Genomic DNA, 15,208 nt, shown 5'->3' with positions numbered 1-15,208 from the left:
AGGAACGGGGGCAGCGGATTTTCGTCGATGAGCTGATGCGATTCGCTCAGCGCGCCGCTGACCAGCGGTTTGTGGGCATTGCCGAGCGTGCCTGCGCGCCGCTGCGGGTCTCGGTCCACGGACGGCCGGGGGTGGGTCGCGGCACGGTAGCGCGCGTACTGCGCCGCTGGTTCTGCGTGGTCGAAAGCGGGGCGGACCTCGATGTTCATGTCCTGGCGGAAGTCGTCAAACCCGAGGATGCCGGGGCCTCGGGTGCAGCGGTGGTGGTCCTGAACAAGTCAGACCTCACAACAATGCGCGGCGAGGGCCCGATGGCCGCCGCAGGCACCCGCTGTTCAGAGTTCTCCGAGCTCCTCGGTGTGCCCGTGCTGCCGATGAGCGGGTTGCTCGCGGTGGCCGCGCTCGACGGCCTCGAGCCGGCGTCCTGGGCGATGTTGCGTGCGCTGGCCGCTGAGCCGGCGCCCGCGGCGATACCGCGGGAGCTGTTGGCCGGCGTGGATCTGTTCGGTATCGCCCTGGCGATCACCGCGCTGCGGCAGGGTGATGGTCCCGCGCGGGTCCGGGCGCTGTGGCGTCGCGTAAGTGGCGTCGACGAGGTGGTCGGCCGGCTCGTCGCGGCCGGCGCACCGGCACGTTATCGCCAGGTGCTCGACGCCGTGGCCGAACTCGAAGCTCTGGCGGTGTCGGACCCGTCGGTCGCCGCCTTCCTGGTGTCCGACGACACCGTCATCGCCAGGATGACGGCGGCGCTGGACGCGGTGCGGGCCTGCGGGCTGCAACCCGGGCCCAGCGCCCCGCTGCGGCGGGCGCAGCACTGGCAGCGCTACCGCCGCTCGGCGTCGAGCAGCCTGCACCGAGCCTGTGGTGCGGACATCGCGCGGGGAGCGTTGCGTCTGTGGTCCGCGGGACAGGTGCCCAGATGAGCCGCGAGGACCCGGTCGCCAAGGTGGACGCCATGGTCGCGGCCCTCGGGCCGAACCTGGGCCCGCCGGCCATCACTCGGCGCGATGTGGTGTTGGTGACGGGGCCGTGGCTGGCCGGCGTCAGCAGCGTGGCCGCCGCGTTGCGGCAACGGCTTCCGCAGCGCAGGTTCGTGGAGTCGGGAGAGCTGGGTGCCGGCGATGCCCCGACGGGCGTGGTGTTCGTGGTGTCGGCGGCGACGCCGATGACCGAGTCGGACTGCGTGCTGCTGGACGCCGCCGCGGAGAACACCGACGTCGTGGTCGCCGTGGTGGCCAAGATCGATGTGCATCTGAGCTGGCGGGACGTGCTCAGCGTCAACCGCGACAAGCTGGCCGGGCACGCTCCGCGCTACGCCAAGGTCCCGTGGGTGGGCGTGGCCGCCGCGCCGGAGGTGGGCGCCGCGCGAGTCGAGGACCTGATCACCACCGTTGAGGTGCAGCTCGCCGATTCCGATCTCGTTCGCCGCAACCGGCTGCGCGCCTGGGATTCGCGCCTGCAGACGATGGCGCAGCGGTTCGAGCGGGAGGCTGACGGTGCCGGCCGGCGGGCCCGGGTGGACGCCCTGCGCGACGAGCGCGGCGCGGCCCTGCGGCAACGGCGGCAATCGCGGTCGGAGCGCACCATCACCCTGCGCGGTCAGGTTCAGCAGTCACGGGTCCAGTTGTCCTACGCCGCGCGCAGTCGCGCCGCCGCGCTGCGCAACGAGCTGCAGGAGGAGATCGCGGCACTGTCCCGGCGGGGGGTGCCCGGGTTCGCGGTGTCCGCCCAGAACCGGTTCGGCGAGGTGGCCGCGGAGATCGCCACCACCACCGACGCCCATCTGACCGAAATCGCACAGGCCATGGGAGCGCCGCTGGATCTGCCGGCGCTGCGCACGCCGGAACTTCCGTCGTCGCTGCCCCCGCTCAAATCCCGCCGGCTCGAGATGCGACTCATGATGGTGTTCGGCGCGGTGTTCGGGCTCGGCGTGGCGCTCACGCTGAGCCGGTTGATCGCCGGTTTGACTCCGGGCCTGCACCCGGGACTGTCCGCGGGCGCAATCGCGGTGTGCGTGGCATTGGGGTTGGCGACGACGGCATGGGTGGTCTCCGTCCGCAGTCTGCTCAGCGACCGGGCCGTGCTGGAGCGCTGGGCGGGCGAGGCGACATCGTCGCTGGCTTCGGCTGCGGAGCAGATGGTGGCCGGCCGGGTGCTGGCCGCCGGATCGCTGCTGAGCACCGCGGTTGCGGCGCACGACGAAGCCGAGAACGTCCGGGTCACCCAACAGGTCAGCGCGATCGATGCGGAACTGCGCGAGCATGCCCTCGCGGCGGCGCGGGCCGCGGCCGTGCGTGATCGGGAGATGCCGACGATCGAGGCCGCGCTCGAGGTGGTACGTGCAGAACTCGGCGAACCGGGTATATCCACCCCCGACCAGGGAATCGTGCGGACCAGGACCTCGGGGGTTTACGAAAACAATGCTTTCTGAATCGGTCTTGTGAGCAGGCTTATACCCTCCTGGGACTTACGCGACAAGTTAAGCGCGATAATCTGTATAAGAAAGCGTTAAGTGTGCTGAACACGCATCCCACTGGAACCGACGATTACCCGAGCAGCAGAATTCAGGAGAGTTCGATGACCTCAGCGACCATCCCCGGGCTGGACACCGCACCCACCAACCATCAGGGGCTGCTGTCCTGGGTGCAGGAGGTCGCCGAACTCACCCAGCCCGAGCGGGTGGTCTTCACCGATGGCTCCGAGGAAGAGTTCCAGCGGCTGGCCGACCAGCTCGTCGAGGCCGGCACGTTCAAGCGGCTCAACCCGGAGAAGCACCACAACTCCTACCTCGCGCTGTCCGACCCGTCCGACGTCGCCCGCGTGGAGTCCCGCACCTTCATCTGCTCCGAGCGCGAGATCGACGCCGGTCCGACCAACAACTGGAAAGACCCGGCCGAGATGCGCTCGTTGATGACCGAGCTGTACCGCGGTTGCATGCGCGGCCGAACCATGTACGTGGTGCCGTTCTGCATGGGCCCGCTGGGCGCCGAGGACCCCAAGCTCGGCGTCGAGATCACCGATTCGGAGTACGTCGTGGTCTCGATGCGCACCATGACCCGGATGGGCAAGGCGGCGCTGGAGAAGATCGGTGACGACGGGTTCTTCGTGAAGGCGCTGCACTCGGTCGGCGCCCCCCTGGAGGACGAATCGGGCCTTAAAAAAGAAGACGTCCCCTGGCCGTGCAACGACACCAAGTACATCACCCACTTCCCGGAGACCCGCGAGATCTGGAGCTACGGGTCCGGCTACGGCGGCAACGCGCTGCTGGGCAAGAAGTGCTACTCGCTGCGGATCGCCTCGGCGATGGCCCACGATGAGGGCTGGCTGGCCGAGCACATGCTGATCCTCAAACTGATCTCGCCGGAGAACAAGGCGTACTACTTCGCGGCGGCGTTCCCCTCGGCCTGCGGCAAGACCAACCTGGCGATGCTGCAGCCCACCATCCCGGGCTGGCGCGCCGAAACCCTGGGCGACGACATCGCCTGGATGCGGTTCGGCAAGGACGGCCGCCTCTATGCAGTCAACCCAGAGTTCGGCTTCTTCGGCGTGGCGCCGGGCACCAACTGGAAGTCCAACCCGAACGCCATGCGCACCATCGCCGGCGGCAACACCGTGTTCACCAACGTCGCGCTGACCGATGACGGCGACGTGTGGTGGGAGGGCCTGGAAGGCGACCCGCAGCACCTGATCGACTGGAAGGGCAACGACTGGTACTTCCGCGAGACGGAGACCAACGCCGCACACCCCAACTCCCGCTACTGCACCCCGATGTCGCAGTGCCCGATCCTGGCTCCCGAGTGGGACGACCCGCAGGGTGTGCCGATCTCCGGCATCCTGTTCGGCGGTCGCCGCAAGACCACGGTTCCGCTGGTCACCGAGGCCCGCGACTGGCAGCACGGTGTGTTCATCGGCGCCACTCTGGGCAGCGAGCAGACCGCGGCCGCCGAGGGCAAGGTCGGCAATGTGCGCCGCGACCCGATGGCCATGCTTCCGTTCCTGGGCTACAACGTGGGCGACTATTTCCAGCACTGGATCAATCTGGGTAAGAACGCCGACGAGTCCAAGCTGCCGAAGGTGTTCTTCGTCAACTGGTTCCGCCGCGGCCACGACGGCCACTTCCTGTGGCCCGGATTCGGCGAGAACAGCCGGGTGCTCAAGTGGATAGTCGACCGCATCGAGCATAAGGCCGGCGGCGTGACCACCCCGATCGGCACCGTTCCCGCCGTCGAGGATCTGGACCTGGATGGCTTGGATGTCGACGCGGCCGACGTGGCCGAGGCGCTGAAAGTCAACACCGAAGAGTGGCGCGCGGAACTGCCGCTGATCGAGGAGTGGCTCGAATTCGTCGGCGAGAAGCTGCCGACCGGCATCCGGGACGAGTTCGACGCGCTCAAAGAACGGTTGCGCGACGCCGAATAGCGCGGCCAAATTAGCGGGCTATGTGTTGCCGGCGCAGCGATTTCGGTAGATAAACCGCTCCCGGTCCGGCGACCGCTGCCGAGTCGCCCGGATTGGAAATGGCGCACCGCTGCAACGACAGGCACCCGCAGCCGATGCACGAGTCCAGGCTGTCGCGTAGTGCCACGAGTCCGGCAATCTGGTCGTCGAGCCGGGCCCGCCAGTCCTTGGACAGCTTGGTCCAGTCGGCCCGGGTGGGATTGCGGCCGTGAGGCAGTTTGGCCAGCGCGGCCGCGACCTCGTCCAGGCTCAGTCCGACGTTGCGGGCGGCCCGGATGAAGGCCAATCGGCGCAGCATCTGCCGTTCGAAGCGGCGCTGCCCGCCGGACGTCCGGGATGCGTGGATGAGACCAGTGCTCTCGTAGAACCTGATCGCAGACGGCGCAAAGCCACTGCGCCGGGCCAATTCGCCGACGGTGAACAGATCATTCATGGTGAACCTCAGACCGGAGTTGACTTAAAGTTGACTTCAACTACCAGTATGGCGGTATGACGCTCATCGAAAATCCTGTTGCCATCGTGACCGGCGCCTCACGCGGGTTTGGCCGTGCGCTTACCGCGGGTCTGCTTGGCCGCGGCTGGACGGTCGTCGGCGACGCCCGGCGCGGCACGGAACTGGAATCCACTGCGCGAGAGCTTAATTCAGCGCGATTTAGCACAGTGGTCGGCGACGTGAACGACGCGTCGCATCGGGCGGCGCTGGTGGCCGCCGCGACCCGAGCAGGGCCGCTTCGCCTACTGGTCAACAACGCCAGCCGGCTCGGGCCCAGTCCGCAACCCGTACTGGCCGACTATCCGGCGAGCGAGCTGCGCGCCGTCTATGACACCAATGTGCTTGCCCCGCTCGCCCTGATCCAGGCGGCGCTGCCCGCGTTGACCGGCAACGCGGGAATGATCATCAACCTCAGCTCCGACGCCGCCGTAGAGCCGTACCACGGCTGGGGCGGGTATGGCTCCTCGAAGGCGGCGCTGGACCAGCTGTCCGCGATCCTGGCGGCCGAGCTGACCACCGTGCCGGTATACGCCTTCGATCCGGGCGACATGCGCACCGAGATGCATCAGGCCGCATTCCCCGGACAGGACATCTCCGATCGCGCCGATCCGGAATCCGTCGTACCGGCGCTGCTGCGCCTCCTGGACACCAGACCGGTCGCCGGTCGGTACCGGGCAACGGAGCTGGCGGGGGTGCCGTCGTGATCGGCGCGCTCACCCGCTTCCGGCGGCCGCCCGACTCCGATGCGGCCGAACCACCGGAAGCCCGCGGCGTCGCGCGCGAGCGGGTCAAGCTGCTGGTCGCGCGCCCGTCCGGGGTCAGCCACGTCCGATTTGCCGACGTTGGCGACCACCTGCACCCCGGTGACCTGCTGGTGGTCAACAACTCCGCGACGCTGCCGGCCGCGATCGACGGCCGCCGCGACGGCCACCCGATCACCGTTCACTTCGCCACGGCGCGGGCCCGCAAACTGTGGGTGGTCGAGCTGCGCCCGGCCGGCAATGCGACCGGATACCTGACCGACATCCGGGTGGGTGAACGCATCGAGATGCCGGGCGGCGCCGCGATCGTCACCACGTCGTCATATCCGGAACGCGGCGGCGAGGGCGGCCGGCTGTGGTTAACGCGGGTAGTGGTCGAAGGTGACGTGACTTCCTATCTGGCCAGGTACGGCCGACCGATCCGCTACGCCTACGTGCCGCGGCAATGGCCGCTGACGTACTACCAAACAGTATTCGCGCGATTGTCGGGCAGTGCCGAAATGCCAAGCGCTGCACGTCCGTTCAGCGCGGAGCTGGTATCCGCGCTGGTGGCCGACGGCATTGCGATCGCCCCGGTGACCCTGCACGCCGGGGTGTCGTCGGCGGAGGCCGGGGAGGCGCCGGCGCCCGAGCCGTTCGCCGTGCCGCCCGCCACCGCGCGGCTGGTGAACGTTACCCGCGCGGCCGGGGGACGGGTGGTGGCCGTGGGGACCACGGTGACGCGGGCGCTGGAGTCGGCCGCCGGCGTCGACGGCGTCGTACACCCGGTTGTCGGCTGGACGGATCTGGTGCTCGGTCCCGATCGTGGGTGCCGGGTGGTCGACGGGCTGATCACCGGATGGCACGACGCCGGCGCCTCCCACCTGCTGCTGTTGGAGGCCGTCGCCGGCCCCGAGCTGGTCGCCCTGGCATATCGGGAAGCCGTCGCACACGGATACCTGTGGCACGAGTTCGGCGACAGCGCCCTGTTGCTGCCGGAAGGGGCCGATCGCTGACGAATGGGGTTTGCCGAATCCATTTATTCGTACGTGCGAAACTATATTTCCAGGGCATTGAGCGGCAACTATCGGTTGCGGACACTTCGAAACTCGTAGCTTCGCTAAGTTGCCAGACGTCGCGAAGCGGGTTAGCCTCGCGGTAGCGAAGGGGAGTAGTTCCAGATCGTCCGGCTCTGCGCCGGCGACTGCGGGTGATCGACATGCTGGCGATTTCGGTCGCCCGGTCATCCACCGGGGAGATTCCGGCGAGCGAGACCTTCGGCCGACAGACAGTCGGTCCGAAGTCTCGCCGTCACCGACGGGGCCCGGATCGCAGGAACCGAAGGACGCCAGATGGCCGTGATCGCCGAACGCCGTCGGACCCGGACCCCCGCGGACGCGCTGCTGCGCTCGCTGCTCACCACTCTGGTCTTCATCGCACCCGCGCTGGTCATTCGTTGCGCGGGTCTGCACCCCACACCGGTGCTCTCGCTGGTGGCATACGGCGCGGCCGTCGTGGCGGCGAGCTTTCTGCTCGCCTGGGCGGCGGAGGCGGCACAACTCGACGTGTCCGGCGGTCTGGCGATCGCTATTCTCGCCCTGATCGCGGTGCTGCCGGAATACGCCGTCGACCTCTACTACGCCTACCGGTCCGGTTCCCACGCCGAGTACACCCAATACGCCGCGGCGAACATGACCGGCTCCAACCGGTTGTTGATGGGCCTGGGCTGGCCGGTGGTGGTGCTGGTGGCGCTATGGGTGGCCCGCAAGACCGGCGGCCGTACGGCTGCGCTGAAGCTCGAGCGCGGCAACCGGGTGGAGCTGGGGTTCCTGCTGATCGCGGGGTGTGTCGCCGTTGTGGTGCCGGTGACGGGACGCATCCACCTGACCCTGGGCGTCGCGTTGCTGGCATGGTTCGGCTGCTACCTGTACAAACTCAGCCGCGGCGGTGTTGAGGAGCCGGAGTTGACAGGTACCGCCGCGGTGCTGGGCTCGCTGCCGGTCCGTGCCCGTCGCGCTGCCGTCATCGCGCTGTTCACCGCCGCCGCCGTGGTGGTGCTGGCCTGCGCAAAACCTTTCGCCGAGAGTTTGATCGGCGCCGGCACCGAGTTGGATGTCGATCGGTTCCTGCTGGTCCAGTGGCTGGCACCGCTGGCATCCGAAGCTCCCGAGTTCGTGATCGCGATCATCTTCGCCAGCAGGGGCAAAGGCACCGCTGCCATCGCGACGCTGATCTCGTCGAAGGTCAACCAGTGGACCCTGCTCATGGGGTCGCTGCCGGTCGCCCACCTGGCCGGCGGTGGCGGAACTCAGCTGATGCTGGATGGCAGGCAGATCGAGGAGATGCTGCTGACCGCCACGCAGACCCTGATGGGGGTGGCGCTGATTCTGGCGCTGCGCTTCCACCGCGCCACGGCGTGGGCGCTGCTGGTGCTGTTTCTGGTGCAGTTCCCGATCGCCTCGACGCACGCCCGCTTGGTGCTCAGCGCGGTCTATGCCGTGATGGCCGCCGGCGCGCTGATGGTGAACCGCCGGCATGTGCTGGCGACGCTGCGCGCGCCGTTCGTTGACTGACGGCGCGGAGTTAGCGCCGGGACGTCCCGGTTGACCCCGGGTACCGCGGCGACGATGGTCAAGTCATCGACTCCGGCACGATGCGCCGGCCGGCACCCTGCCCGCCGTTGCAGCGGCTCGGCCGGCAAGGACATCGCCCCACTCACCGAGCCGCGAGAGCAGATGCGACTCAGCCTCGTCGAAGGTCGGGCGCACCGGTCCGTCGATATGGGCCACGGTCTCGGCGTATGTGCGCGTGGCCTCCGGATCGACGAATTCCCATTCACCGAGCGGCCACTCCGAGGTCAGATATCCCGCCGCCGAATACTCTTCGTACAAAGGCGTTCCCGGGTACGGAACGATCCGGCTCATCAACTTACGTGCGAGTCCGTATTTCGTCACGCGAAGCAGGCGTGCCGTCTCGCGCAGCTCGTCGGGCTGCACCGTCGGGTGGAACATGATGGACCCGGGGATGATCTCGATTCCGACGTCCTGCAGGGCGCCCATGGTTTCCACCGGATCCGCTCCGCGGGTCATGGTCTGCTTGCGGTAAGCGCGCAACTGTTCGTAGGAGCCCGTCTCCAAGCCGATGAACACGCGCCGCAGGCCTGCCCGGTGCAGGTGCTTGAACAATCCGAGGTCGACGACCGAGTCCAGCCGGGCGTCGAGCATGAAATCGATCTTGATGCCACGAGCGAGGATCGCGCTGGCGAAATCCGCCGCACGTTGCTGCGAACCGGGGTGCTTGGTCACGAACAGGTCGTCGGTGATGCACACGAAACCGATGCCGAAATCCGACACCAGATATTCGATCTCGTCGACAACAGAGTCGATCGACTTGGTCCGGTAGCTGTCCTTGCCGAACATCGCCGACACCGCCCCGGTTCCACAGAACGAACAGCGATACGGACAGCCGCGCGTCGTGAAGACCGCGGCGGCGAATCCGTTTCCGAGCACGGTAGGCAACGAGTCGCGGGCCGGCCAAGGCAACGTGTCGAGGTCGACCAGGCGGGAGGGCGAGTACACGATCCTTCCCGTGTCGTCGCGGCGTGCCAGCCCGGGTATGTCACCGACAGCAGCATCATTGGCTACCGCCATCGCCAAATCGGTGAAGGCTACTTCACCGTCGCCGACGATGACGAAGTCGAAGCAGTCGTGCTGGCGCAGGATGCGCTCGTGGTTCAGTGTCGCCATCACGTTGCCGATGACGACCGGTACACCCGCCCAGGCTTGCTTCGCGCGCTGCGCCAGCCACAGCACCTCACCGAAGTTATCGATGCACGAGAAACCGACCAGCTGCGGTCTACCCGACGACGCGACGGAACGCTGCATGGCCAGCCAGGTCTCTTCCTGCGACGAGTGGCCGTCGGCCAAACCGTCGACAGTGGTGATGTGAAGCCCCTGTGCCGCGGCGTGAGCCTTGATCGACATGATTCCCAGGTGCTCCATGGGCAGGGAGCAGTATTGCCGCGGGTCTCCGAGCTTTACGGCATTGACGAACGACCGTCCTCCTTGACGGGCGCCGGGAGGGTTGACAAGAAGAGTCGTCACGTCAGAACTCCGCGAAAAATGTTCAGGTTTCGATGATCAGGTTTGCTATCGGTCTCCACGGCTCGAAACCAGGAAACGGACAGGGGCTATGTTAGCGTGCCGAACGTCCGTAACAGCGATTATCAGCTACATCCCAGCAAACTTTGCTGAGCGGGCAGGATCGAGCGCCGGCCGCCGCGGTTCTGGCGACGATCCCCGCCGCAGTCGGGGCGGGCCCGCGACGTACAGTCGGCCCATGCAGATTCGCCCGCACGCGCAGGCCCACCCCGACAAGCCCGCCGTGATCCTCTACCCGTCCGGCACCGTGGTGACTTTCGGTGAACTCGAGGCGCGCGCCAACAGGCTGGCGCACTACTTCCGGCAGGCCGGCCTGCGGGAGGCTGACGTCGTCGCCATCCTGATGGAGAACAACGAGCACATGCACGCCGTCATGTGGGCGGGGCGGCGCAGCGGGCTGTACTACGTGCCGATCAACAGCCATCTGACAGCGGCCGAGGCGGCTTACATCATCGACAACAGCAACGCCAAGGCCATCGTCGGCTCGGGGGCGCTGCGTGAGGTCTGCGCGGCGCTCGGCGAGCAGCTGCCCAACGGTTTGCCGGATGTTCTGCTTCTCGCCGACGGTGATCTCGAGGGCTGGCAGCGCTACCCGGAATGTGTTGCGGATCAGCCGGATACCCCGATTCCCGATGAGATCGAGGGTGACCTGCTGCAGTATTCGTCGGGTACCACCGGCCGGCCCAAGGGCATCAAACGCGAATTGCCGCATGTGCCACCGGAAGAGGCGCCGGGCATGATGTCGGGGCTGGTCGGGTTCTGGATGGATCCCGACACCGTGTACCTGAGCCCGGCGCCGTTGTATCACACCGCGCCGTCGGTGTGGTCGTTGACGGTGCAGGCCGCAGGTCTGACGACCGTGGTCATGGAGAAGTTCGATCCGGAGGGGACGTTGGACGCGATCCAGCGCTACCGGGTGACGCACGGCCAGTTCGTCCCGGCAATGTTCGTTCGGATGCTGAAACTTCCTGAGAACGTGCGCAATTCGTATGACCTATCCAGCCTCAAACGCGTGATGCACGCAGCCGCGCCGTGTCCGGTTTTGATCAAGAAGCAGATGATGGAGTGGTGGGGACCGATCGTCGACGAGTATTACGCGTCCTCGGAGGCGATCGGTTCGACGCTGATCACCGCCGAGGAGTGGCTGACGCATCCGGGTTCGGTGGGCAAACCGATGATGGGCGCGGTACACATCCTGGATCAGCACGGCAATGAGTTGCCGCCAGGACACCCCGGCGAGATCTACTTCGAAGGGGGGTATTCGTTCGAATACCTCAACGACCCGTCGAAGACCGCCGCCTCCCGCGACACGCACGGCTGGATGACGGTCGGGGACATCGGCTTTCTCGACGACGAGGGCTACCTGTATCTGACCGACCGTCGCCACCACATGATCATCTCCGGCGGGGTGAACATCTACCCGCAGGAGACCGAGAACCTGCTCGTGACCCACCCGAAGGTGTTGGATGCGGCCGTCTTCGGTGTCCCCGACGACGAGATGGGCCAGCGGGTGATGGCCGCCGTGCAGACCGTCGACCCGGCCGACGCCACCGAGGCGTTCGCCGGGGAGTTGTCGGGGTGGCTGCGAGAACGACTGTCGCACTTCAAGTGTCCGCGTGCGATCGTGTTCGAGGCGCAGTTGCCGCGCACCGACACCGGCAAGCTGTACAAGAACGAGCTGATCGAGAAGTATTCGGTGTGACCCTGCGGACGGTCGATTTGTCCAGCGCGCCGGAGCCCGCTGCGGCGGCGCCGCCCGGCGTGATCGTCGCATATGGGTCGCCGCGCAGCGAATACTGGCTGGAGATCGCGACTTTCACGTTGTCCGAGCAACCTTCCGACGATCGGCGGGTGGTCGCGGTGGATTCGGTGCCGCGGGTGTTGGCCGAGCTGCAGCGGCGTTGCGAACACTGGCCGATCGCCAGTGCGGTCTGTGACGACGTGTTGCGTTGCTTTGATCCCTCCGGTGCCACCTCGGCCGGCGTGATCACCGAGTCGCTGGCCTATTCGACTCTGCAGGCCGGCCCGGAATTCGCCCGCTGGCTGGCGCAGCGCGGACCCGCCCGGATGCCCGACAGCGCCGATCCCGTTGCCGTGCAACGCGACGGCGATATCCTGCGGGTCAGGTTCAACCGGCCCGGACGGCACAACGCGTTCTGCACCGGTACCCGCGCGGCGTTGCTGGAGGCGCTGGCGGTGGCCCAACTGGATCCGTCCGTGCGCGGAATCGTGTTGGGCGGCAACGGCCCTTCCTTCTGCAGTGGTGGAGACCTGGCCGAATTCGGCACCTTCGCCGACCCGGCCAGCGCTCACCTGGCCCGCACCCGGCACAGCCCGGCCCTGGTGCTCGACGAACTCACCGCGCGGCTCGGCCAGGCCTGCCGCGCGCAGGTGCACGGCCAGGTGCTGGGCAGCGGACTGGAGATGGCCGCGTTCTGCGGCTGGGTGGAGACGGCTGAGGACGCCGTGTTCGGCCTCCCCGAACTGGGCCTGGGGCTTATCCCGGGCGCGGGCGGCACCGTCAGTGTCACGCGGCGCATCGGCCGCTGGCGTACCGCCTACCTCGTGCTGTCCGGTCACACCGTCGATGCCCGGACGGCGCTGGCCTGGGGACTGGTGGACGCGATCGGGTTTGCTCAGTAGCCGGAATAGGTGGTGTACGTGGTGGACGGCGTGTTCGAGACGGCCACCGCGATCACGATGATGTAGAGAATGATCGACACCACGATCACCACGGCGCCCACGATGGCGCTGATGATGGCCCACTTCTTCGCGTTGCGCGAAGCCTGCTGCGCCTCGCCGTAGCGCCCCTGCGCCCACAGTCCGGACACCTTGGTGGAGTAGACGATCGACACGATTCCCGCCGGCAGACAGCAGAGCACCGTGCTCAGGATCGCCCACACCAGGTAGTTGTCCGGCTCCGGCCCGGCCCCGTAGGCGGGCGGTCCTCCGTAGCCGGGTGGCGGCTGGCCCTGCCAGCCCGGGTTGGCGCCGTAGGGGTCCGACGGATAACTCATGGCCGCTGCCTTCCCTTGGGTCGCCACTTTGCTGGCGGCAGGACAAGTCAGGCAAATATACAGCAACCAAGCTCGCGCGGGCAGCGCGAATCGGGCCGCGCCGTCATATCCCCCCGCGGGACACCAGTTGCGCGGCGATGACGTTGCGCTGGATCTCGTTGGTGCCTTCGCCGACGATCATCAGTGGTGCGTCCCGGAAGTAGCGTTCGACGTCGTATTCGGTGGAGTAACCGTAGCCGCCGTGAATCCGCACCGCGTTCAACGCGATCTCCATGGCCACCTCGGATGCGAACAGCTTGGCCATGCCCGCTTCCATGTCGCACCGCTCGCCGCTGTCATATCGTTGCGCGGCGTAGCGGGTGAGTTGGCGGGCGGCGGTGAGTTTTGTTGCCATATCGGCCAAGTAGTTCCCGACCGCCTGGTGCTTCCAGATCGGCTTGCCGAAACTCTCGCGCTGCCGGGCATAGTCCAGCGCATCCTCCAACGCGGCGGTGGCCACCCCCAGTGCTCGCGCGGCGACCTGGATCCGGCCAGTCTCCAGGCCCTTCATCATCTGCGAAAAGCCTTGCCCCATCACGCCGCCCAGCACCGCGGACATCGGAACCCGGAAGTCGTCGAAGGAAAGCTCGCACGACTCGACACCTTTGTAGCCCAGCTTGGGCAGGTCGCGGGACACCGTCAGGCCCGGCCCGTGCTCGACCAGCAGCACCGAAATACCCCGGTGTCGTGGTCTGGCATTCGGGTCGGTCTTGACCAGCAGCGCGATCAGCCCGGAGCGCCGCGCGTTGCTGATCCAGGTCTTGGAACCGTTGACCACCAACATATCCGGGCCATCGCGCAGTGCCGTGGTGGTGATGCTCTGCAAGTCGGAGCCACCGCCCGCTTCGGTCAGTGCCATGGTGGCGCGCAGTTCACCAGTGGCCATGAGCGGCAGATACTTTCGCTTCTGCTCCGCGGTGCCGAACAACGTCAGCAGCTTGGCGACCACGGTGTGCCCGCCCATCGCGCCGGCCAGGCTCATCCAGCCGCGCGCGAGTTCCTGGGTCACCTGGACATAGCACGGCATCGACACCGGCGAACCCCCGTACTCCTCCTCGATGGCCAGCCCATAGATGCCGATGCGCTTCATCTGCTCGATCCACGCTTCGGGGTAGGCGTTGGCGTGCTCGACCTCGCGCACGGTAGGCCGCACGTCGCGGTCGATGAACGCCCGGACCGTCGCGACCAGCATTGCTTCGTCGTCGTCGAGTTCAGTGCTCATCCTCAGCGCCTCCCTGTTGACCCCCGGTGCACCAGCCTTTCAGAGCCTGCCAGCATTGGCGTGGTGACTCACGGCTATCGGGACGTTCGTGCCGGCGGTCCCTACTTCGACGACCTCGCCGTGGGCCAGGTGTTCGACTGGGCGCCGGCGGCCACATTGTCGACGGGCCTGGCCGCCGCCCACCAGGCGATCATCGGCGACCGGCTGCGCCTGGCGCTGGATGCCGATCTGTGCACCGCAGTGACGGGCGCGCCTGCCGCCCTGGCGCACCCGGGGCTGGTCTGCGACGTGGCGATCGGGCAGTCGACGCCGGCGACACAGCGGGTCAAGGCCAACCTGTTCTACCGCGGACTGACGTTCCACCGGTTCCCGGTGATCGGCGACACACTCTGCACCCGAACCGAAGTCGTGGGCCTGCGCGCCAACGAGGCCAGGCCGGGCCGCGCGCCTACCGGCATGGCGGCGCTGCGCATGACGACCATCGACCAGGCCGATCGGTTGGTGCTGGACTTCTATCGCTGCGCGATGCTGCCGGCCGGCCCGGACTGGGCGCCGGGATCCGATCGCGGCGACGATTTGTCCGCCGTCGGAGCCGACGCGGCACCGGCCGCCGTGGATCCGTGGCGCGGGTGGGACGCCGAGGCGTTCCGCCGCAAGGTGCCGGGTCCGCACTTCGACGCCGGCCTGGCCGGTGCGGTGCTGCACAGCACCGGCGATGTGGTCAGCAGTGCGCCCGAACTCGCTCGCCTCACCCTGAATATCGCTGCGACTCATCATGATTCGCGCGTGGGCGGGCAGCGGCTGGTGTACGGAGGGCACACCATCGGGCTGGCGTTCGCGCAGGCAAACCGGCTGCTGCCGAATTTGGTCACCGTGCTGGGCTGGGAGTCCTGCGATCACACCGGTCCGGTGCACGAGGGCGACACCGTCTACAGCGAGCTGCATATCGAGTCGGCTGACGCGGGAGTCCTGGGGCTGCGTTCGCTGGTCTACGCGGTGGGCGATGACCCGGGCGGGCCGGACCGGCAGGTGCTGGACTGGCGCTTCCGCGCGCTGCTGTTCTGACCTGCCGGGCCGGC

Annotated in this window: 13 protein-coding genes; 9 read left to right on the top strand and 4 right to left on the bottom strand. The window is 67.5% G+C overall.

The features are described from left to right. Positions 1-35: 35 nt before the first annotated feature. From ACX9NE_RS20360 to ACX9NE_RS20350, 3 genes are all read left to right on the top strand, one after another. Entirely contained in the window at positions 36-923 is an 888-nt protein-coding gene (locus tag ACX9NE_RS20360) for a hypothetical protein (RefSeq protein ID WP_459362729.1), read from the top strand. Further along, positions 920-2,431: a hypothetical protein gene (locus ACX9NE_RS20355; protein WP_459362730.1), complete on the top strand. Its 1,512-nt coding sequence runs from the start codon at positions 920-922 to the stop codon at positions 2,429-2,431. Before ACX9NE_RS20360 ends, ACX9NE_RS20355 begins: the two co-directional genes overlap by 4 nt. Before the next feature lie 146 nt (positions 2,432-2,577). Beyond that, positions 2,578-4,419, top strand: a complete 1,842-nt coding sequence (locus ACX9NE_RS20350) for a phosphoenolpyruvate carboxykinase (GTP) (RefSeq protein WP_459362731.1) — start codon at positions 2,578-2,580, stop codon at positions 4,417-4,419. Positions 4,420-4,429: 10 nt separating this feature from the next. Here ACX9NE_RS20350 and soxR read toward each other — a convergent pair whose 3' ends face one another. Then, positions 4,430-4,891, bottom strand: a complete 462-nt coding sequence (gene soxR / locus ACX9NE_RS20345; RefSeq protein WP_459362732.1) for a redox-sensitive transcriptional activator SoxR — start codon at positions 4,889-4,891, stop codon at positions 4,430-4,432. A gap of 56 nt (positions 4,892-4,947) precedes the next feature. Here soxR and ACX9NE_RS20340 point away from each other — a divergent pair, with 56 nt between their 5' ends. From ACX9NE_RS20340 to ACX9NE_RS20330, 3 genes are all read left to right on the top strand, one after another. Further along, positions 4,948-5,655, top strand: a complete 708-nt coding sequence (locus ACX9NE_RS20340) for an SDR family NAD(P)-dependent oxidoreductase (protein ID WP_459362733.1) — start codon at positions 4,948-4,950, stop codon at positions 5,653-5,655. After that, positions 5,652-6,707 carry an S-adenosylmethionine:tRNA ribosyltransferase-isomerase gene (locus ACX9NE_RS20335; RefSeq protein ID WP_459362734.1) on the top strand — a complete coding sequence of 352 codons (1,056 nt, stop codon included), beginning with the start codon at positions 5,652-5,654 and terminating at the stop codon, positions 6,705-6,707. Before ACX9NE_RS20340 ends, ACX9NE_RS20335 begins: the two co-directional genes overlap by 4 nt. Positions 6,708-7,043: 336 nt before the next feature. Next, on the top strand, positions 7,044-8,264 hold the full coding sequence (locus ACX9NE_RS20330) for a sodium:proton exchanger (RefSeq protein ID WP_459362735.1): 1,221 nt from the start codon (positions 7,044-7,046) through the stop codon (positions 8,262-8,264). Positions 8,265-8,327: 63 nt separating this feature from the next. On the opposite strand, the gene ACX9NE_RS20325 is transcribed toward ACX9NE_RS20330, so the two are convergent. After that, positions 8,328-9,794, bottom strand: a complete 1,467-nt coding sequence (locus ACX9NE_RS20325; RefSeq protein ID WP_459362736.1) for a B12-binding domain-containing radical SAM protein — start codon at positions 9,792-9,794, stop codon at positions 8,328-8,330. A gap of 235 nt (positions 9,795-10,029) precedes the next feature. Here ACX9NE_RS20325 and fadD4 point away from each other — a divergent pair, with 235 nt between their 5' ends. Next, on the top strand, positions 10,030-11,553 hold the full coding sequence (fadD4, locus tag ACX9NE_RS20320; RefSeq protein ID WP_459362737.1) for a fatty-acid--CoA ligase FadD4: 1,524 nt from the start codon (positions 10,030-10,032) through the stop codon (positions 11,551-11,553). 2 nt (positions 11,554-11,555) lie between these two features. Next, a complete protein-coding gene (locus tag ACX9NE_RS20315; protein WP_459362777.1) occupies positions 11,556-12,494 on the top strand; it encodes an enoyl-CoA hydratase/isomerase family protein in 939 nt (312 codons plus the stop codon). Here the strand turns inward: ACX9NE_RS20315 and ACX9NE_RS20310 are convergent. Together ACX9NE_RS20310 and ACX9NE_RS20305 are read right to left on the bottom strand one after the other, a co-directional pair. Further along, a complete protein-coding gene (locus ACX9NE_RS20310; RefSeq protein WP_459362738.1) occupies positions 12,488-12,868 on the bottom strand; it encodes a CD225/dispanin family protein in 381 nt (126 codons plus the stop codon). The two genes, ACX9NE_RS20315 and ACX9NE_RS20310, sit on opposite strands and share 7 nt — an antisense overlap. Positions 12,869-12,971: 103 nt before the next feature. Then, complete coding sequence (locus tag ACX9NE_RS20305) at positions 12,972-14,129, bottom strand: acyl-CoA dehydrogenase family protein (RefSeq protein ID WP_459362739.1); 1,158 nt, start codon at positions 14,127-14,129, stop codon at positions 12,972-12,974. A gap of 63 nt (positions 14,130-14,192) precedes the next feature. Between ACX9NE_RS20305 and ACX9NE_RS20300 the strand changes: the two genes are divergently transcribed. Next, positions 14,193-15,194 carry a MaoC family dehydratase gene (locus tag ACX9NE_RS20300; RefSeq protein WP_459362740.1) on the top strand — a complete coding sequence of 334 codons (1,002 nt, stop codon included), beginning with the start codon at positions 14,193-14,195 and terminating at the stop codon, positions 15,192-15,194. Positions 15,195-15,208: the final 14 nt, after the last annotated feature.

Source organism: Mycobacterium sp. ML4 (genome assembly GCF_054515735.1).
The sequence above is the reverse complement of the archived record's forward strand: the minus strand, read 5'-3'. Positions and strand labels throughout refer to the sequence as shown.